Source organism: Butyrivibrio sp. XB500-5 (genome assembly GCF_003625505.1).
Lineage (GTDB): Bacteria > Bacillota > Clostridia > Lachnospirales > Lachnospiraceae > Butyrivibrio.
Genome location: NZ_RAIS01000002.1, coordinates 224,286 through 244,385 on the forward strand (window position 1 = coordinate 224,286; position 20,100 = coordinate 244,385).

General features: G+C 42.5%; 17 protein-coding genes and 1 pseudogene. All 18 read left to right on the plus strand.

Features of this window, described 5'->3' with window-relative positions; genetic code table 11:
* Positions 1–15: 15 nt before the first annotated feature.
* The 18 genes and pseudogenes from D6856_RS05740 (at position 16) to D6856_RS05825 (ending at position 20,062) form a co-directional block, all read left to right on the plus strand.
* Positions 16–2,406 (plus strand): endonuclease MutS2, encoded by a 2,391-nt coding sequence (locus D6856_RS05740; protein ID WP_120686133.1) that lies wholly within the window; start codon positions 16–18, stop codon positions 2,404–2,406.
* Positions 2,407–2,420: 14 nt separating this feature from the next.
* Entirely contained in the window at positions 2,421–3,122 is a 702-nt protein-coding gene (locus D6856_RS05745; protein WP_092246381.1) for a response regulator transcription factor, read from the plus strand.
* Positions 3,123–4,559 carry a sensor histidine kinase gene (locus D6856_RS05750; protein WP_120686134.1) on the plus strand — a complete coding sequence of 479 codons (1,437 nt, stop codon included), beginning with the start codon at positions 3,123–3,125 and terminating at the stop codon, positions 4,557–4,559. It abuts the gene before it with no gap.
* Between the two features lie 7 nt (positions 4,560–4,566).
* Complete coding sequence (locus D6856_RS05755; RefSeq protein WP_120686135.1) at positions 4,567–5,058, plus strand: tRNA (cytidine(34)-2'-O)-methyltransferase; 492 nt, start codon at positions 4,567–4,569, stop codon at positions 5,056–5,058.
* A gap of 41 nt (positions 5,059–5,099) precedes the next feature.
* Positions 5,100–6,551, plus strand: coding sequence for a 23S rRNA (uracil(1939)-C(5))-methyltransferase RlmD (gene rlmD, locus D6856_RS05760; protein ID WP_120686136.1), 1,452 nt, complete (start codon positions 5,100–5,102; stop codon positions 6,549–6,551).
* Entirely contained in the window at positions 6,548–7,255 is a 708-nt protein-coding gene (locus D6856_RS05765; protein ID WP_120686137.1) for a hypothetical protein, read from the plus strand. Before rlmD ends, D6856_RS05765 begins: the two co-directional genes overlap by 4 nt.
* 158 nt (positions 7,256–7,413) lie before the next feature.
* Positions 7,414–7,983 (plus strand): TetR/AcrR family transcriptional regulator, encoded by a 570-nt coding sequence (locus D6856_RS05770; protein WP_120686138.1) that lies wholly within the window; start codon positions 7,414–7,416, stop codon positions 7,981–7,983.
* Positions 7,984–7,985: 2 nt separating this feature from the next.
* The gene (locus D6856_RS05775; protein WP_120686139.1) at positions 7,986–8,501 is read left to right on the plus strand and encodes a GNAT family N-acetyltransferase; all 516 of its coding nucleotides are present in this window, start codon (positions 7,986–7,988) and stop codon (positions 8,499–8,501) included.
* A 47-nt stretch (positions 8,502–8,548) separates the two neighbouring features.
* Positions 8,549–8,737: pseudogene (locus D6856_RS05780) on the plus strand (DUF4143 domain-containing protein); the annotation flags it as partial.
* 123 nt (positions 8,738–8,860) lie between these two features.
* On the plus strand, positions 8,861–9,622 hold the full coding sequence (locus D6856_RS05785) for a GNAT family N-acetyltransferase (RefSeq protein ID WP_120686141.1): 762 nt from the start codon (positions 8,861–8,863) through the stop codon (positions 9,620–9,622).
* 88 nt (positions 9,623–9,710) lie between these two features.
* Complete coding sequence (locus D6856_RS05790; protein ID WP_120658425.1) at positions 9,711–10,382, plus strand: helix-turn-helix domain-containing protein; 672 nt, start codon at positions 9,711–9,713, stop codon at positions 10,380–10,382.
* A gap of 273 nt (positions 10,383–10,655) precedes the next feature.
* Positions 10,656–12,239, plus strand: a complete 1,584-nt coding sequence (rsgA, locus tag D6856_RS05795; protein WP_158588843.1) for a ribosome small subunit-dependent GTPase A — start codon at positions 10,656–10,658, stop codon at positions 12,237–12,239.
* Positions 12,240–12,395: 156 nt separating this feature from the next.
* On the plus strand, positions 12,396–13,124 hold the full coding sequence (locus D6856_RS05800) for a GntR family transcriptional regulator (RefSeq protein WP_120686143.1): 729 nt from the start codon (positions 12,396–12,398) through the stop codon (positions 13,122–13,124).
* A gap of 47 nt (positions 13,125–13,171) precedes the next feature.
* Complete coding sequence (locus D6856_RS05805) at positions 13,172–14,455, plus strand: hypothetical protein (RefSeq protein WP_120686144.1); 1,284 nt, start codon at positions 13,172–13,174, stop codon at positions 14,453–14,455.
* Between the two features lie 70 nt (positions 14,456–14,525).
* Positions 14,526–16,349 (plus strand): ABC transporter permease, encoded by a 1,824-nt coding sequence (locus D6856_RS05810; RefSeq protein WP_120686145.1) that lies wholly within the window; start codon positions 14,526–14,528, stop codon positions 16,347–16,349.
* 14 nt (positions 16,350–16,363) lie between these two features.
* Positions 16,364–17,470 carry an ABC transporter ATP-binding protein gene (locus D6856_RS05815; protein WP_120686146.1) on the plus strand — a complete coding sequence of 369 codons (1,107 nt, stop codon included), beginning with the start codon at positions 16,364–16,366 and terminating at the stop codon, positions 17,468–17,470.
* Positions 17,471–17,485: 15 nt separating this feature from the next.
* On the plus strand, positions 17,486–19,369 hold the full coding sequence (locus tag D6856_RS05820; protein WP_120686147.1) for a discoidin domain-containing protein: 1,884 nt from the start codon (positions 17,486–17,488) through the stop codon (positions 19,367–19,369).
* Between the two features lie 39 nt (positions 19,370–19,408).
* Positions 19,409–20,062 (plus strand): DUF3592 domain-containing protein, encoded by a 654-nt coding sequence (locus D6856_RS05825; RefSeq protein WP_120686148.1) that lies wholly within the window; start codon positions 19,409–19,411, stop codon positions 20,060–20,062.
* Positions 20,063–20,100 lie beyond the last annotated feature (38 nt).

Below are 20,100 nucleotides of genomic sequence, written 5' to 3' on the forward strand. Positions count from 1 at the left end.
AAGGATTTACAGCACATGAACCAAAAAGCATTACACGTACTTGAGTACGATAAGATAATAGAGAAACTCGCAGATCACGCATCTTCCCAGCCCGGAAAGAAGATGTGCCTTGAACTTGAGCCTTCTTCGGATATCGCTGAGATCAGGAAGAACCTGAAAAAGACGAATGATGCAATAGAGAGAGTTTTCAAAAAAGGTTCGATCTCTTTTGGCGACAATAAGGATCTTAAGGGAGTTCTTAAGGCGCTCAAGATCGAGAGCGCGCTTGATATGGGAGCGCTTCTTGGCCTTGCGTCTTTCCTCGATAACGTCAACAGAGTTAAATCATACGGACGCGCGGAAAGAGATGACGAAAAAAGAGATTCTCTTTCGGAGAGCTTTGAGCTCTTGGAGCCGCTTACATTTATATCTCAGGAGATCAGAAGGTGCATCAAATCGGAAGATGAGATGAGTTCTGATGCAAGTCCCGCTTTGAGGCACATAAGGCGCGGAATCATGCTTACGAACGACAGGATCAGAGATGTGCTGGGAAAGATGATAAACGGAGCCTCAAGGACATATCTTCAGGACGCCGTTGTTACAATGCGTGGCGACAGATACTGCATTCCCGTTAAGGCTGAGTACAAGTCACAGATAAGCGGTATCGTGCACGATCAGTCATCTTCCGGTTCAACACTTTTCATAGAGCCCGCGGCGGTTGTCGAACTCAATAATAAGTTAAAAGAGATGTCGCTTCAGGAGCAGGCTGAGATAGAAAAAATACTTCTTGAGCTTAGCCTTCAGATAGCACCGCATGCGGCGGCAATAGGCTATAACTGCGATATCATGACGGATCTTGATTTCGTTTTTGCAAAGGCATCCTATGCACTTGAGATAAATGCGATCACACCGATATTCAACGACCATCATGCTTTTGATATCAAGAAGGGAAGACATCCTCTTATAGCAAAAGACAAGGTGGTTCCGATAGACGTATACGCAGGACGCGATTTCGACATGCTCATCATAACCGGACCAAATACCGGCGGTAAGACAGTAACGCTTAAGACGGTAGGTCTTTTGACACTGATGGGACAGGCGGGGCTTGCGATACCTGCGGCAGATAAGTCTGAGCTTTCGGTGTTCAATGAAGTTTATGCGGACATAGGAGACGAGCAGAGTATTGAGCAGTCTCTTTCTACTTTCTCATCGCATATGACCAACACGGTATCGATACTGAAAAATGCGGACGAGAATTCGCTGTGTCTTTTTGATGAGCTTGGAGCAGGAACGGATCCCACAGAGGGAGCGGCTCTTGCGATATCCATCTTAAACGATCTGCACAAGAGAAAGATAAGAACGCTCGCAACAACGCACTACAGCGAGCTCAAGGTATATGCACTCAATACGCCCGGAATACAAAATGCCAGCTGCGAGTTTGATGTTGAGTCGCTAAAGCCAACATACAGACTTCTTATCGGAATCCCCGGAAAGAGTAATGCGTTTGCGATCTCTTCAAAGCTCGGTCTTTCCGAAGAGATAATCGAAGCAGCAAAAGAGCAGATAAGCACAGAAGATAAAAAGTTTGAAGACCTTCTTGCGGACCTTGAGATCAGCAGAAAAACGATCGAGAACGAGAGACTCGAGATCGAGCAGTACAAGAAGGAAGTAGAAGAATTAAAGCGCAGGATCGAAGAGAAATCAAGTAAGCTCGACAGCCAGAGAGAAGAGATTTTAAGAGAGGCCAATGAGAAGGCAAGAGATATCCTTCAGGAAGCCAAAAATGTTGCGGATGAGACCATACGAGCTTTCAGAAAAGCAGGACCCAATGCATCCATGCAGGATCTTGAGAGAGCAAGGACGGGCATCGGACAGAAGGTTTCCGACAAGAACAAGGCGATTCAAAAGAAAGAAAAGCCAAAGGATACACATCCCATTCTTAAGGAGTCTCAGCTTAAGCTCGGTGAATCCGTTAAGATCGTGTCTATGGGACTAAAGGGAACGATCAGTTCCAAGCCCGATAAGGACGGCAATCTCTTTGTTCAGTGCGGCATCATGAGAACCAAAGCGAATATTCGCGATCTCGTTATCATAAGTGACGATGATGCCAAGACGGCAATGAAAAAGTTCTACGGAAGAAATACCGGAAGTTCCAAGATGGATCTTTCGAGGGCTTCCAATATCAAGACGGAAGTCAATCTTATAGGCAAGAACAGCGACGATGCAATAGCGGCGCTGGATAAATATCTGGATGACGCATATATGGCTCATCTTAACAACGTCAGAGTCGTTCACGGAAAGGGCTCCGGAATTCTCAGACAGGCGGTGCACAATTATCTAAAGGGTGTGCCTTACGTTAAGTCTTTTAAACTCGGAGAATTCGGCGAAGGCGACGCCGGCGTTACTATAGTTACATTTATCAAATGAAGGGGATAGGTAAAATGGTTGCCAAACAGAAAATTTTAATAGTAGATGATGACAATAATATCGCAGAGCTTATTTCTTTATATCTTATAAAGGAGTGCTTTGAGACCAAGATCTGCAATGACGGAGAGTCGGCGATCAACGTCTTTGATTCTTTTGCCCCCAATCTTGTTCTTTTGGATCTGATGCTGCCGGGAATCGACGGATATCAGGTGTGCAGAGAAATAAGGACCAAATCACAGGTCCCGATAATCATGCTCTCTGCAAAGGGAGAGGTTTTTGATAAGGTGCTCGGACTTGAGATGGGCGCCGATGACTATATGGAAAAGCCTTTTGATTCAAAAGAGCTGGTGGCAAGAGTAAAGGCGGTTCTTCGCCGCTATAAACCTCAGACTCAGGAGCTTTCCGAGTCTGATGACAAGGTTGTCAGATATCCCGATCTCGAGATCAATATGACCAATTACTCTGTTACATATATGGGAGACAGAGTAGATATGCCGCCCAAGGAGCTTGAGCTTTTGTACTTCCTTGCGGCGTCACCGAATCATGTTTTTACAAGAGAGCAGCTTCTTGATCAGATTTGGGGATACGAGTATGTGGGCGATACAAGAACAGTTGACGTTCACATCAAGAGGCTTCGTGAGAAATTAAGAGACCATGAGAACTGGAGCCTTAAAACTATTTGGGGCATTGGATATAAATTTGAGGTAGTTCAGTAAATGAAGAGGACGCTTTATTTAAAGTTTCTTTTAGCATATCTGTTATTTGCCATATTCGGTTTTATTGTTGTTGCAACCTTTGTACACGGTATGACTTATGAGCGCCTTAGACGTGATAAGGCTGACAGTATGTATCAGGTTGCCACACAGATAGCAAACACATACGCGGCTGATCTGTACAACAGTGAGACCTCGCTTGAAGCCGTGCATCAACAGATGGTGGCGCTTTCAGGCTATATGGGCGGCTCACCGATCTGGATCGTAAATCCCTCGGGAAGACTTGTTCTGGATTCATCAAGAGTTCTTGAGCAGAACAAGAAAGACGTGATTGTTGGATTCGATCCCACGGTGATCGGAACAACATATTACACGACAGGAACTTTTTGGAATACATTTAACGAAGAGACGCTCAGTGTTTTTGCGCCGATCACGGCCAATTACAAGGTGCAGGCATATGTTATTATTCATGAACCGATTTCCGAGATTAAGGCTTCGGCTGACGGGTTTTTGAACATATCATATCTAATGCTTATTGTTCTTTTCCTGTTGTCGCTTATCATCCTTATCTTTTTTACAGAGCTTGTGTATCTGCCGCTTAGAAAGATCACAACGGCGACGGAGCAGTACGCCGTCGGAAACATGGGATACGAGTTTTCCGTGGAATCCGAGGATGAGATGGGATACCTTGCAGCTTCGCTGTCATATATGGCGGGCGAGATTGCGCGTCAGGAAGAAGATCAAAAGAAGTTTATCGCAAACGTATCACATGATTTCAGGTCGCCGCTTACATCCATAAAAGGCTATCTGGTCGCAATGCAGGACGGTACTATTCCCGAAGAGATGCACGACAGGTATCTTGGGATTGTAATAAATGAGACCGACAGACTTACCAAGCTGACGAATGAAATGCTTACGCTCAACAATCTCAACACCAAGGGAATGCTCCTTGATAAGAGTGACTTTGACATCAACGCGGTTATCAGAAATGTAGCAGAGTCTTTTGAAGGAACATGTCTTGATAAAAAGATCGCCATAGAGCTAGTGCTCACCGAGGAAAAGATGCTTGTCAACGCCGACATGAGTAAGATTCAGCAGGTTCTCTACAATCTCGTGGATAACGCGATCAAGTTCAGTCACAAGGATTCTTCGATCAAGATCGAGACTACTGAGAAACACAGCAAAGTTTTTGTTTCCGTCAAGGACAGCGGAATCGGTATTCCCAAGGAAGACCAGAAGCTTATCTTTGACAGATTTTATAAATCCGACTTGTCCAGAGGTAAGGATAAGAAGGGAACGGGTCTTGGCCTTGCCATTGTAAAAGAGATAGTTAAGGCCCACGAAGAAAATATTAATGTCATCAGCACAACCGGTGTCGGAACGGAGTTTATCTTCTCTCTTCCCAAGGCTAAGTCGATGGATGCCGATGACGAGGAGTAATTTAGAAATGCACATTATTTTACATCAACCGGAGATTCCACAGAACACAGGAAATATCGGAAGAACCTGCGTTGCAACGGGAACGGATCTCCATCTTATAGAACCGCTCGGCTTTAGGATCGATGAAAAGAAACTGAGAAGAGCCGGAATGGATTATTGGAAAAAGCTGGATCTTACAAGGTATGTAGACTTTAATGACTTTAAAGAAAAGCACCCGAATGCCAAGATCTGGATGGCTACAACCAAGGCAAAGAGGACATATACCGAAGTTTCTTTTGGCATGGACGACTATATTATGTTCGGAAAAGAGAGCGCGGGAATTCCTGAAGAGATTCTTGTAGACAACGAAGAAACCTGTATTAGGATTCCCATGGGTGAAGATATAAGATCGCTCAATCTTTCCAATTCCGTTGCCATCGTTCTATACGAGGCACTCAGACAGAACGATTTCAAGGGACTTGAGAGAGAAGGCGAGCTTCATAGGCTGAGCTGGAAGTAGGAATGGTTCCGGGGTAGCGGCCCATTATTTAGGTAGGATGTATGAAGAACAAAGGCGACATTTTTGAAGTTGAAATTACAGATATAGGTAATGATGGAGAGGGCATAGGCAAGATAGACGGCTATACCCTTTTTATTAAGGATGCGGTTATCGGCGACGTTGTAAAAGCCAAGATCATGAAGGCCAAGAAAAACTATGCCTATGCGCATCTTGAAGAGGTCGTAAAAAGATCCGAATATCGAGTTGAGGCAAAGTGCTCCATTGCGCGTCAGTGCGGCGGTTGCCAGCTCCAGAACATGTCTTACGAGAGAGAACTTCTCTACAAGCAGAATAAAGTAAGAAACAATATCGTAAGGCTTGGTGGCTTTGACGCGGAGTTTGTCGACAGTATTATGATGCCCATAATCGGAATGGACGAACCCTGGGAATACAGAAACAAGGCGCAGTTTCCCGTTGGATGTGATAAGAACGGAAATGTCGTGACGGGATTCTACGCAGGAAGAACGCACAGTATCATTCCGACCACGGCATGTCATATCGGGGTAAAAGAGAACGAAGAGATAATGGAGATCATCAGATCTCACATGGAAGAAAATAAGATCGCTCCATATGATGAGGTGTCAGGGAAAGGACTTGTTCGCCATGTTCTTATCCGTAAAGGATTTACAAGCGGTGAGATAATGGTGTGTCTTGTTATAAATTACTCGTCAGGGAAAAAAGACGGTGCTTCTTCCGAATACATTAAGAATCAAAAGACTCTGATAGAAAAACTTTCGAAAGTTGATGGGATGACCAGCATCTCCGTGAGCATAAACACCGAGAAGACCAACGTTATCATGGGCCTTGAGATTCATACGATATACGGAAAAGACACGATACGAGATACCCTTTGCGGACTTGAATTTGAAATCTCGCCGCTTTCATTTTTCCAGGTCAATCCGATCCAGACCAAGAAGCTGTATGAGCAGGCTATCGAATATGCCGGCTTGACGGGAAAAGAAACTGTGTGGGATCTATACTGTGGAATCGGAACGATAACTTTATCCATGGCGAAGACGGCAGGCAGAGTATATGGTATCGAAGTCATTCCCGAAGCCATTGAGGATGCTAAGAGGAACGCCCTTAGAAACGGCATAACCAATGCGGAATTCTACTGCGGAAAGGCCGAAGAAGTCCTTCCCGAGTTTTATGATAAAAAGCGTAGTGTCGCAGGCAGCACAAGCGACGGCGCGGAGCTTCGCCCCGATGTCATCGTCGTTGATCCTCCACGTAAAGGCTGTGATGCGGTCTGCCTCGAAACGATGCTAAAAATGCAACCTGAACGTATCGTATATGTAAGCTGCGATTCCGCGACTCTCGCAAGAGACCTTCGCATTCTCGCCGACGGCGGCTACGAACTCAAAGCCGTCAGACCCTGCGACATGTTCCCCTGGACCGTGCATGTTGAGACGGTTGTATTACTGACAAAAAATTATGAGGAGATAAACTTATGAAAAATAGAACTAAATTGCTTTCACTTTTAATTGCCATGTCACTTGTTGCCATGGGTTGTAGCCATATTGGCGCTGCTGATAAAGAACCTGCCAGCTACGGTTATTCTAATGAAGAGTCAGTCGATAATAGTACTTCGGATAAAGAATCGGCCAACAACGGTGCATCTGATGAAGAATCGGTCGAAAATGATACTTCTGATAATAAATCGGCCGATAATGAGGTGAAGGAGTCACCTTTGGATTCAAAGTTAAGTAAAGTCGCTTGGCATGACTCCGAAGATTGGGCAGATGATGCAACAATTGAATTTACTTTTACAGATGGAATTACTAAGAAATTTGATATTTGTCCCCCTAGTTATGTGGAGTCTATGAATCAAAAAGATATGGATAATGATGGTGAAGAAGAATATGTATTCCATATCATCTTTTCAAATACTCTTGGAGAACATACATTACTCTATGTATACAAGGTTCATCCAGATATTTATGAAAATAAAGTAGAGCAATTATTCCCAGGCAATACCGGAATCACAGAAGTTGATGAGAACGCTTTCTATGAGGAAGAAACTACAGTGGAGGTAGATGGTAAAAGTAAAAATGCCATAAAGGTTGAATGTGCAGTAAAGGAAGACGGTATGGGCAAGGAAACCTATAACGGAATTATTTATTACGATAATGGGCAGTGGAAGGAATATAATAAGTAACCAGAAGCCCCAAAGCAGCTTCTCACCGGAAAAGGAATTGAGGATGAAAGAGCGGTAAGTATACACTTACTGCTTTTTTATTATTGCGTTGACAAATTCGACACAAGTGTCTAAAATCTAAAACAGACACAGGTGTCGAAAAAAGAAAGGGATTGAAAATGCCGGCAAAGAGAGAAAAAACCAGAGAAGCTATCATTGATGCATCGTATGAACTCTTTTCAAGAAAGGGGTTCAAGCAGGTGACTATGAAAGATGTTTGTGAAGTCACAGGCATGAGTCGTGGTGGCTTGTACAGCCATTTTTCCGGAACAGATGAGCTGTTTGAGGCATTACTTGCAAAGATAACGGAAAATAGTGCAATAGATTTTCAGGAAGAAATAAAAAAAGGTACTTCTGCTATGAAGATTCTAAAAAAGGTTTTGGACATGATGGAAGATGAAATGAAGCATCCTGAAGACTCGTTAAGTATTGCCTTATATGAGTACGCGGATACTGTAGATTCCAATGTGATGGAGAGATTCACCCAAAGCGCAGAAGAAAAATGGAAAAAACTTATCCGATATGGGATTAAGCAAGGAGAGTTTCACGATGTAAATGTAGATGAAATCGTCAATGTAATTCTGTATTCCTATCAGGGCGTGCGAATGTGGAGTAGGATCATACCAATGAAGCCGAAGACATTTCGCTCTATCGCAAATCATATAAGGAAACAGCTGACAGGAGAATAGAGATGATAACACTTAAAAGACCCATAAAAGAATATGAATCAAGGGCAACTGCCTTTAAGCAGGAGTTTATCGAAAACGGAGAGACAATGATAAACGGAAGTGAACTTTTAGATCAGATGGACTCATATGATGAGTGGCTTAAATCTGTAACAGATAATACTTCACAAGATACCGCAAACCCTTCATGGGTAGTTACAGACACATATTTTGCATTTGATGAGGATGATAATATCGTTGGCATCATCGATCTTCGTCATGAATTAAATGATTTCCTTAAGGATTTTGGGAACAGCGGTTACAGTGTAAGACCATCGCAGCGTCGAAAAGGGTACGCGACGGAAATGTTAAAACTCATTCTGGAACGGGCACGTCAAGTTGGAATGGATAAACTCCAGCTTTCGGTAGAACGTTCAAATGAAGCGTCTGTAAAGACGATCACAAAAAACGGCGGAGAGTATGAAAGAAGTTTTACCTTTGAGGGCGAAGAGGCGGATGTGTACTTGATTCATATAGTTTAGATTAAAGAGCATATTAAATTAAACTTGATTATTAAAACCACGTTGTTTCCGAATTCTTAAAAATGTATGCCTGCTCAAAGAATAAAACAAACATGACTTTTTACCGGGATACAAATCAAAAAGAGATTGATATCGTTTTGGAGGAAAATGGGAAACTTCATCCGCTGGAAATAAAAAAGAGCAGTAATCCGGAGAAGAGAGCGATAGTGACGGTAGACAGATTGAAAAAACTTTAAAAATGGATTAGGAGCATAATGATTGTTATAATATGAATTATTCAGTACATGGTGTCATATTTAAATTGTAATTGGTGCCTATAGTACAGTGGAATGAATACCACTGAAGAGGTAATTGTATAAATGATCTATGAGTTAAAAGATACATCAAAAGCAGCGCACCTTTTTGAGGGGTGGCAGGAAACCTTGGTTTATTCATGTTTGCAGAAAGTAATGGGCAAGATCTTTGTTACTGATACGGAGGCGCCCAAGTCTGCGATGGCTTATGTGGGATGCTTTGCATTTTATGCGGGAGAGCCGGACAAAGAGCTTGTTATTAATAAGCCGGATGGTTTTGTTATTATGACTCCGCAGAATAAAGCGTGGGAAGCCTGTATCGAAGAGTGCTTTCCGACGGCTAAGAAAGTTACCAGATACGCTATCAAAAAAGATACTCAGTTTGATAAAGAATATTTGAAAGACATGGTAGCAAAACTCCCTGATGGATATGAGCTTAAAGAGATCGATGACAAAGTTTATGACATGTGTCTGCCGGATCCGGTGACGAGAGATTTTGTTTCGGCATTTGGGAGCAAAGAAAAATATCTTGAGATCGGTAGAGGCATGGTTATTCTTAAATCCGGAACGATCGTAGCCGGAGCATCTTCATATACAAGATACAATGAAGGAATTGAAATAGAAGTGGATACGGCCGAGCAAGAGCGTAAAAAAGGACTTGCTACGATCGTATGTGCCGCGCTTATTTTACGATGCCTTGATGAAGGATTATATCCAAGCTGGGATGCTCAGAATATGAATTCGGTTCATCTTGCGGAAAAACTTGGATATGAATTTGATCACGAATATACGGCATATGAGGTGTCCGGGGAAGAAAGGACACACTGAAACAAAAGAGGCTAAAGAGCTCTACTTTCCGTAGGTACCACATTCATAGGTTACGGATTACAATCTGTGCATGGAGGTAAGAAAGCTTATGAACCAATATGTTACAGGTGCAGTTATTAAGGAACTGCGAGAAAAGAATAAGATGACACAGCTCCAACTGGCCGAAAAGCTTGGAGTGAGTGACAAGACAATCTCAAAATGGGAAACGGCTAAAGGTTATCCGGATATCACGCTTCTGGAGCCTATAGCGGAGGCGTTCAGAATTTCGGTTACGGAACTTATATCCGGCAATACGATCCACAATGCGAACGTATCCGCAAATATGCTGAAGTCTAAATTCTATGTATGTCCGATCTGCGGAAATGTGATTCACAGCATGGGCGAGGCGTCTATACATTGCCATGGCGTCCAGCTTTTGCCGTTAGATGCGGAATCAACAGATGAACATCACATGATTTTTATTGAGCGTGTTGAGGATGAGTATTATGTGCGTATCGATCACAGCATGACGAAGGAGCATTACATTTCTTTTGTGGCCGCAGCTTCCTCCGATGATATGCAGATGGTGAAGCTTTATCCGGAGGCGAGTGCCGAAGCACGTTTTAAGATTCGCGGAGTCAGAAGGATCTTCTTTTATTGTAATCGAGACGGCTTGTTTTTTATCGATCCGGTAAAGGGCGTTGACGACAAAGAAAGCGGATATGATGATTCAAAAGAGCGAAGAGAGTTGGAAGAGACGGCAAAGATGCTGTTTGATTAGAACAATAATTATTGATTTATCGGCAGAACTGTGATAAAAATGTTATAGAATCTAAAAGAAAGCGAGGTATTCATAATGAGTGTAAAGAGAATAGAGATTGTAACAGAATATAGTATGAAGACCTCGGTTTGTGATAGATAAATATTTAATCATATTTAACCGTGGCATATTTGTCACGGTTTTCTTTTGCCTTTTTTCGGGCAGTTTCCGTTGTATAAAGGTCTCCATACTACCAGATGAATGAAAAAGACGAATCAAAAAGGAGACAAACAATTGAAAAATATAATTATAAGAAAAGAAACACAGGAAGATTATTATGCCACTGAATTTATGACAATGCGTGCTTTTTGGAATCTGCATGGTCCCGGATGCAATGAGCACATGCTCGTGAATAGACTTCGCGGTGCTGAAGAATACTTGCCGGAACTTAGCCGCATAGCAGAGCTTGACGGGAAAGTAGTAGGTGCGATTTTTTATTCAAAAGCCAGGATTATTGATGGTGACAAGGAAGATGAAGTATTAACCTTTGGCCCGCTTGCGGTTGAGCCGACATGCTTTAGCATGGGAATAGGAGCGCTTCTCTTAAAAGAGACATTGGAACTTGCCAGAGATGCAGGATATAAGGGGATTGTGATCTGCGGAGAACCTGAATATTATACCAAGCACGGTTTTGTGACCTGCGATCATTTCGACATTCACCATCCGACTTTCGGAAATGCCGATGCGTTCATGGCGCTTCCGCTTAACGATGGATTTGAAAAGATTCATGGGTTCTTTTATGAAGCACCTATTTTTGAGGAGTGCGAGGATGAAGATGAAATCCGGGAATTTACTAAGGGATTCCCTTATCACAAACCGTTAAAACTCTCATGCCAGTGGCTTCATGTTGAAAAGCTTGGGAGGATTTCGGAGGTCAGCAAAAACTGCTATAAGATTAAATTCTGGGAGCAGGAAATCCCCGCAAAACTAAAAGGAAATTTTTACGAAAAAAAAGCAGATCAACTGCCGGTAGTAGGCGACTATGTGACATTTATGTACAACAGTCAGGGAGATTCTATGATTCTTTCAGTCTGTGAGAGAAAAAGTTTTTTACAGAGACCGGATCAGGCTAAAACGGGAGTTATGCAATATATGGCAGCCAATGTGGATTACCTCTTTATCGTCACGTCGCTTAATGAAGACTACAACTACAATCGTATCGCAAGATATGTGAGCATTGCCATTCAGGGAGGAACCATTCCGGTTGTAATTCTAACGAAATCAGACCTTTGCACAAATGCAGGAAGGTATATAAGAGAGGTGGAGCAGATATCCGACAAAGTGCGCGTCCATGCTATCTCTGCGCTTTATGGAATCGGCCTTGATGAACTAAATGAATATATGACTCCGGGAACCACCATATGCTTGATGGGATCTTCAGGTGCAGGAAAATCAACGCTGACCAATTCATTGATCGGAGAAGAGACCATGAAGACATCCGAGATAAGAGAGGATGACGACAAGGGAAGACACACAACCACATGCAGGAAACTGATCGAGCTTCCAAATGGTGTCACGATCATTGATACCCCCGGCATGCGTGAAGTCGGCATGGCGAACGTGCAGGAAGGTATTGACGAGACGTTTTCGGATATCGTTGAACTGGAGTGCAGATGTAAATTCAGTAATTGCAGGCACGATACTGAACCAGGTTGCGCGGTCAAGGCAGCTATCGCAAGCGGAGAGTTATCTGCAGAAAGATATGAACTGTATAAAAATCTTGGCAAAGAGAATACCAAAAACTATGCCATGAAAAAAGAAATATCAAAATGGGCGAAAGCTTATAAGAAGAACAATAAGAGAAATATGTGGGATTAAAAGGAGGAATGGAAAGTTTTAGAAAGTAAGTAAATACACAGTTTATTGAGAGCCGGTCGAAAATGACCGGCTCTTTTTTACGTTATTGAAAATAATTATTGACAAACAAAAAGGTCATGTTATTATAATGTTATAACAAGTTGAACGGAGGGCAAAATGTTAGACAGTAACTTACCGGTTTCATTGCAATATCAGCTAAGAGAAGTATTGTTTGAGAAACTCAACTCGGGCGAGTGGAAGGCAGGGGAGATGATCCCAAGTGAACACGAGCTTTGTGAGGAGTATGGAGTCAGCAGGATAACAGTACGTGAAGTTCTAAAGGAATTGGTTCAAAGTGGTTATCTTAAGAGGAAACAAGGAAAGGGAACTTTCGTTTCCAAACCATCAGTAGAGGCAACTTTGGTAAGTAACTACTCTTTATCGGCTGACCTTAAGCAAAAGGGTATCTCTTCTGAGTTTAAACTGATCTCTCTGGAAGTTGTGGATCCGTCACCGTCAAAGAAGGAATTCTTTGAATTGGCAGATGGAGAGAAACTCTTTGAGATCATTAGAACCAGAACCATCAAGGATGAGATATATGCTTGGGAGAAGGCATATGTCCCTGAAAAGTATCTCAAGGGTCTTACAGAAGAAGAGATCCAGAGTAAAGGTCTTTATCCTTCGATCAAGGAGAGAACCGGGCTCTATCCTATTGAAGCCGAGGAGAAAATGGAAGCGGTTATCTGTCCCGCATATGTTGCCAAACAGATGAATTTGCCCACCAATACAGCCGTTTTCAAGATCAAAAGAAATACGAAGTCTATGAACGGTTACATTGAAAAGTGCGAAAGTTATCTTGTGGGGCAGACATATAACATAAAGCACATTATTAAAAACGGCATCTAAGGGGTTAGGTGTTAGGAGATTATTTTTTACAGTGAAGGGAGAAGGCTATGAAGAGATTGGCTATTGTATTGGCATGTGTACTAACGTTATCTTGCTTTACGGGGTGTGGAGATAAGGCGGCATCGTCAGAGCCTCAGATCGAACCTGCGACAAGCGGACCTGCAGAAGAGAAAACTGAGGAAGCTACCGATAGCAAAGAAGCTGCAGAGGAGGTGCCCGAATTTGACACAGAGATCGAGAAGACTCTTTATGAAGCAAGTAAGATGTCAGATGAGGAACTTTATGCTAAAGCTAAAGAGGAAAAAGAGAAGACAGTTGTTTACTCAACAACGAGTTTGGCTGCAACTGCGATAGAGACTTTCCTTGCTAAGTATCCCGATCTTACGATCGAGATGTCCGATATCGGTGAAGCAGATATGTTCACTAAGCTTTCAACTGAGATCGGAAGCGCAGCAGACGGCGCAGACATGGCATTACTTCAGAATGCATACAGAGTTAATAACGAACTTATTTCAGAAGATCTTTTGTACAACTATTTCCCTGAGTCATTAAAGGGAGTTGTTGATGAGAAATATCAGGATCCCACAGCAATCCTTTTCGTATCAAAGCTTATTTTCATGAACAAGAGCGACGCTTCCGTTGAGGATCTTAAGAACGTATGGCAGCTTACGGAGGCAGCTTACAAGGACAAGATTTTCTTCAAGAATCCCGCAGATGAGCCGGTTGGAATGAACTTCCTTATCATGCTCACATCTGATGAGTGGAATAAAAAGTTAAGTGATGCATACAAGTCATATTTCGGATCAGAGTGGAACAACACAGCAGAGTACAAGTCATGTGCATATGAGTTCCTTGATAAGTTCCTTGCAAACTGCAACTACACATACACAGCAGACGGCGGTATCTGTGGCGGCATTGCAGAGGGTGAACCCGGAAGCATTGGATTGTTCGTATTCTCAAAGCTTAGAACTAATGAAGTAGCAAGAGCAAATCTTCAGATCGCTGCTACAGGAAATGACGGAGCAGGTATCGAAGGCTTTGCTGGATTTATGTATCCTACATACGCACAGGTTTGTGCAGATACAGATACACCTTATACATGCGCATTGTTTATCAACTATCTTCTTTCCGAAGAAGGCGGCGCAGCTTGGAATAACGCAGACAACATGGGAACTTACCTCTCAAATTCTTCAATCGCTTTAGTTCCCGATTCAACAGGATTGGATAAGGAAGTTGATTTCTGGTTAGACCGTTGCGTAATAGAAGATGGTGAATATCTTGCAGCTAACTATGCAGACGTATATGAGTACATTGCATCAAGGATAAACTGATCTAGGAGAAAAAGGTATTTCGTATGGTGGAGGGTATTCTCTCCACCATACATGGTCTTTGGAGGGTTGTATGAAACTGATAAATTTGGAGAAGATCAAAAATAGGATAAAGACCTATTTCTCCAATCCGGCTAACTGCATGCTGGTTTTCTTCTTCATTGTTTTTCTGGGATTATCTATTTATCCCATAACAGCAATGATAAAAGAGATGTTCATTGTCCATGCGGGAATTGAGAAGACTCTGATTAGTGCAAAAAAGGGATCGTTTACCTTATACCATATTCAGAAGCTTTTCACTCCGGGCGAATGGAGCGTGACATCCTTCTACATTCCGTTTAAGAATTCTTTTTTGCTTGGCTTTTTTGGGGCGAGCCTTGCGATAATCTTCGGCGGAGTAACAGCATGGCTGATGACCAGGAGTAATCTTAAGTATAAAAAACTGATCGGAACATTATTTATGTTTCCGTATCTTATGCCGGCGTGGACGCTTGCACAGTTTTGGATCTATCTTTTCCAGAACACAAATGTAATGAGCGGAAACAAAGGAATCGTTCAGTCATTGTTCGGATTATGTATGCCGCAATGGTTTGTCTACGGATTGTTTCCATGCGTTATAGTAAACAGTCTGCACTTCGCGCCTTTTGCATATATCTTGATCGGCGGAATCTTGCAGAACATGGATGCAACGCTTGAAGAATCAGCGCAGATACTTAGAGCAAACAGACTTAGGATAGTAAGAAAAGTCACATTGCCTATCGTTATGCCGGCACTTCTTTCGACATTCCTTCTTGTATTTTCAAGTGGATTTGCATCATATGCCGTTCCGGTATTCCTGGGCGGAGCCGTAAGATTCTATACTTTGGCAAGTAAGATGAAAGCAATGATCAATGCAGGATACATGGGACAGGCTTATATCATCGCAGCAGTGATGATCCTTTGCGGAATCATTATCCTGATGATCAATCAGAGATATACCAATAAGAGAAGGTCATTTACAACGGTAACCGGAAAGTCAGGTCAGGTATCGCTTGTAGATCTTAAGAAAGCGAACGGACCTATCTCGATCGCAATGATAGTTTTGACAGTGTGCTTCTCGGTTGTACCGCTCATTGTATTTGCACTTCAGACGATTCAAAGGATCCCCGGTGACTACAGCATTTCTAACTGGACCTTGGATTTCTGGATCGGAAAAGATCTGGATGCATACAAGATGGGAATGGTAGGAGGAATCCTTGTAGGAAAAGATTTCCTGATGGCACTTTTCAGACTGGTGCTCCTTTCAATAGCTTGCTCGGTATTTGCGGGAACAGCAGGTCTTTTCATCGGATATTCCGTTGTAAGAAACAGAAGAACAAAGCTTTCCAAGATGGTGGAAGCGATGTCATTCTTCCCTTACCTCATTCCTACGATCGCATTTTCCGCAATATATCTGGCGCTTGCATCGACCAAGACATTTTCATTTTTGTATAACTCATTCTTACTGCTTGTAATTGTGGGTGGAGTTAAGTATTTACCTTTCGCATCGAGAGGCTGTATCAATTCGATGCTTCAGGTTTCAGCGGAGATAGAAGAGGCTGCGATACTTATGAAGGTACCGTGGTATAAGAGGATATTCAGGATCCTTGTTCCTATTCAGAAGACCAGTATTTTCTCCGGTTATCTGCTTCCTATAGTATCCGCGATGAGAGAAGTCGATCTTTTTGCACTTATTGTATCTAACAGCAGTTACATGTTGACGACCATGCTTTTGGCGTTCAACCAGACCGGGTACGATCAGTACGCAAGTGCGATAACTCTTTTGATCATAGTGATCGTACTTGTTATCAACCAGGTTTCAAGCAAGCTGACCGGTGCGTCGATTTCACAGAGCGTCGGTTCGTACAATAAACAGTAGAAGGAGTAAAGGGTATGCCAAGAATTGAACTGATAAATATCACAAAAAGATGGGGGGATTTTTACGGAGTTAAAAATCTGAACATGGTCATAGAAGACCGAGACTTTGTATCATTACTCGGTCCTTCGGGATGCGGCAAGACTACGACTCTCAGAATGATCGCAGGTTTGGAGACACCGACGGAAGGTACGATAAAGATCGGAGATAAGGTCGTTTTTGATTCGGAAACAGGAGTTAATCTTTCTTCCGATAAACGTGAGATAGGTTTTATTTTCCAGAACTATGCACTTTGGCCGCACATGACGGTTTATGAAAATATCGCATTCGGTCTTGAGAGCATGAAGTGGAACAAAAAAGATATCGATGCGAGAGTAAAAGAGATGCTCGCACTTATGAAGATCGAAGAGTTCGAAAAAAGATATCCTTCCGAGATCTCCGGAGGACAGCAGCAGAGAGTAGCGATCGCAAGAACACTTGCGGTCAAGCCACAGGTTCTTTTGATGGATGAGCCTTTATCAAATCTTGATGCCAAGCTTCGTCTTGAAATGAGAACAGAGCTTAAGAGACTTCATGCAGACACAGATTCAACCTTTGTTTATGTTACACACGATCAGCTTGAGGCAATGACTCTTTCTACTAAGATATGTCTTATGAAAGAGGGAACGATCCAACAGTATGCTCCGCCTCTTAAAGTTTATAACGAGCCTAATAATCTATATGTTGCAGATTTCGTGGGCAACCCGAGTATGAATTTTGTTGAGGGAACGATCAATAAGTCAGGAGAAAACTTCGAGGTATCATTACTTGGTTACAAGGCTAAGTTTATTCCAAACGAAAAACTTGAAGATATTGGCGGAGACATTACTGTTGGCTTCAGACCCGAGTTTATGAAGATCGAAGAGAGCGGCAAGATAAAAGCCGGCGTATATTCGACATTGCCTTCAGGACTTGAGACAACAATTAAGCTTAAGATCGGAGAAGAGATCATTTCATCGGTTGTATTCGGTGCTTCTGATTATGTAACGGATGAGGAGCTTAATTGCAGCATATCCGGAAACAATGTCTGCATTTTCGATAAAGAGGGACAGAAGGTTTCAATGGGACAGTTGATCATAGAATAAAAAGGAAGAGTAAAAGTGAGTACAAACATTGTAGAAATCAAAGCCATAGCATCGAGTGAGAGCTATCTTGAGGGCTTTGAACCTCAGAAGGCTCTTGACGGTAGGGTAGACACGGCGTGGAAGGCAGATCCGTATTTTAAGTGGATCATGCTTGATACCGGTGCTGCCCACTATATCGATCACATAAATCTTATCACCGGTCACGATGGGGAGTTTTATCATTATCATGTGGAATACAGTAGCGACAGGATCAACTGGGATTTTGTCATGGAAAAAGATAATGATGCTCCCGCAACTGAGATCGGCGACACTATAGAGATCAAGAAGGTCGCAAGATTCATAAAGATCACGATCTCATTTTGCTCTTGCTCAAGCGTAGTGACCGTGGAAAACATTCATGTTCACGGATATTCTGTTCCTGAAACAGAAGAAGCTTTTGATATGACAAGGAGCAGAGTTAAGGCGATCAAAGGAGAAATAGGATCAGGTTTTGTAAGGATCGACGATTATGATATCGATGATTCTTGGAAGGATTCTGTTATCGAGGCCACTCAGGCGGGAGCAGTTGTAAGGTTCTCCGATATATCTTTTGACAAAAAAGAAATCGATCAGTTGAGATTCTGCCTGGGACTTCCGGTTAAGGACAAGGTATCTTATGTAAATATCGAATTCAGACTTGATTCAGCCACCGGAGAAAAAGTAGGAAACATCCATCTTTGCAGGCAGTATACATATTTTACGGAACTTGCGATCGATATTCGAAAGGAAAACGGAGAGCTTGTTACCGGTAAGCACGATCTCTACATCGTGGTAACGCAGATCGATGCGCCTCAGAGCGTAGTCCTTTATTGGATGAAGCTGGACAGACATCCGGAATTATCACCTGTTGCAACAGACTATAGAGAAGAGCTTATCGTGGATGATGAACCTTATAAGATCTTCTTTGGAAATATGCATTGTCACACGGGACTGACGGATGGCTTCGGAACAGCGGAGCATGCCTATGACTATGCCAGAAATGTTGCGAAGTTGGACTTCTTGGGGATAACCGAACACAGCAATTGTTTGGATGAGATGTTTGACTGTAACAAGAGCTTTAAGTGGAGAGACTTAAAGCGTGCCTCTCAAAAAGCAACTGAGAATGGTAGGTTTGTTGGCTTGTACGGTTCTGAAACCACATGGTACAACCAGTTTGGCCATATGAATATTTACTGTGCGGACTTTTTCCTTAATTCATATGAGTTTAAGTTTGACGAAGCACAGGCATATTACAGTAAGCTCAAGGAATATGGCGGACTTATAAGTCAGTGGAACCATCCGTGGTCCTGCGGAAACAGGCACTTTGACTTCTTCGAGCCTTATGATGAAGAGCTGGACAAGATAACTTATACGATCGAATTAAACAACGTGGAGTTATCCGGAGAGGATATCATAAAATATTATGTGATAGCGCTTGATAAGGGCTGGCATCTTTCGCCTGTGGGAAATCAGGACAACCATCAGGAGAACTGGGGAACGCAAAACGGCATAAGGACCGGAGTGATCGTAAGAAGACTGACCGCTGCCGACATCTATGATGCAATGAAGAATCTTCGTACGTACTTTACGGGAGCACCGGGATTTAGAGTAATGTATTCGATGAGCGGCAATATTCAGGGTTCGATGATAGAGTGGCAAGACGATCTTGTTATCAATGTGAAGGCTTCGTGCGATGATGCTTGTAAGATAACAGAGGTGCAAGTGTACGGAGAAGGTGGTAAAGTAATAGATACAGTTTCTTGCGATGATTATCTGATCGAGAAAAATATAAAAGTCTGGAACAGACAAAAATATTATTTCTTAAAACTTATAAGAGAAGACGGACAGATCGCGGTAACGGCGCCTATCTGGATAAAATAAATGTTATCCGGAAATTGATTTTGCTTTGGAGGAAAGAGAGTGAACGGTAGGACTATATTTGATATGCTGCCCTTTGCTATTGTGTTTATTGTTCTTGGAATGTTTGGATATGCAATGATCATGATCGCAATGAGCGAACGAAGGATCATCAAAGAGAACTCCGATGAGGAGAGGGTTCGTGAATCGAAGAAAACATTGAATGCGCTTAAATTATTAGCGCCTATAGAGATTGGACTGGTATTGCTGTTTGGTTTTTTGGCGCTTAATTATTATCATCAGACAATGGATATCAATCCTGTCGGAGTAGGATTAACTGCAGGAGGAGTACTCTTTAGCTACATCGGTGTATTGTTCGATGGTATGAACAACGATAAGAATACAAGATACACCGCTTCTTGTGAGGGCTATGTCGAAGGAGTAACCGAATCTGAGGATTCAGATGGACATGTAAGGTACTCCCCGCTTATCAAATATTATGTAAATGGACAAGAGTATACCTGTGATTCGTCGATTTCCGCCGGTTACAATGAGCTTCCGGAAATAGGCACGCGTATGACGGTGTACTACGATCCACAATGGCCTAAAGAATCTGAGTCTGATTTTGAAAGGAGGCTGGGGAAAAGTTTTCCTATATGGTTTTTGGCCTTTGGCATGCCGATGGCAGTGATCGGATTTTTCATATTAGTTATTTGACGCAAAAGCATATAAATGATAACCTTTCTATATGCGAT

Excerpts from the sequence above, each read along its gene's own strand:
- D6856_RS05775 (WP_120686139.1), top strand. The coding sequence starts at position 7,986 with ATGATAACACTTAAAAGACCCATAAAAGAATATGAATCAAGGGCAACT.
- D6856_RS05765 (WP_120686137.1), top strand. The coding sequence starts at position 6,548 with ATGAAAAATAGAACTAAATTGCTTTCACTTTTAATTGCCATGTCACTT.
- D6856_RS05790 (WP_120658425.1), top strand. The coding sequence starts at position 9,711 with ATGAACCAATATGTTACAGGTGCAGTTATTAAGGAACTGCGAGAAAAG.
- D6856_RS05810 (WP_120686145.1), top strand. The coding sequence starts at position 14,526 with ATGAAACTGATAAATTTGGAGAAGATCAAAAATAGGATAAAGACCTAT.
- D6856_RS05815 (WP_120686146.1), top strand. The coding sequence starts at position 16,364 with ATGCCAAGAATTGAACTGATAAATATCACAAAAAGATGGGGGGATTTT.
- D6856_RS05805 (WP_120686144.1), top strand. The coding sequence starts at position 13,172 with ATGAAGAGATTGGCTATTGTATTGGCATGTGTACTAACGTTATCTTGC.
- D6856_RS05740 (WP_120686133.1), top strand. The coding sequence starts at position 16 with ATGAACCAAAAAGCATTACACGTACTTGAGTACGATAAGATAATAGAG.
- rlmD (WP_120686136.1), top strand. The coding sequence starts at position 5,100 with ATGAAGAACAAAGGCGACATTTTTGAAGTTGAAATTACAGATATAGGT.
- D6856_RS05770 (WP_120686138.1), top strand. The coding sequence starts at position 7,414 with ATGCCGGCAAAGAGAGAAAAAACCAGAGAAGCTATCATTGATGCATCG.
- D6856_RS05785 (WP_120686141.1), top strand. The coding sequence starts at position 8,861 with ATGATCTATGAGTTAAAAGATACATCAAAAGCAGCGCACCTTTTTGAG.
- D6856_RS05750 (WP_120686134.1), top strand. The coding sequence starts at position 3,123 with ATGAAGAGGACGCTTTATTTAAAGTTTCTTTTAGCATATCTGTTATTT.
- D6856_RS05800 (WP_120686143.1), top strand. The coding sequence starts at position 12,396 with ATGTTAGACAGTAACTTACCGGTTTCATTGCAATATCAGCTAAGAGAA.
- D6856_RS05745 (WP_092246381.1), top strand. The coding sequence starts at position 2,421 with ATGGTTGCCAAACAGAAAATTTTAATAGTAGATGATGACAATAATATC.
- D6856_RS05755 (WP_120686135.1), top strand. The coding sequence starts at position 4,567 with ATGCACATTATTTTACATCAACCGGAGATTCCACAGAACACAGGAAAT.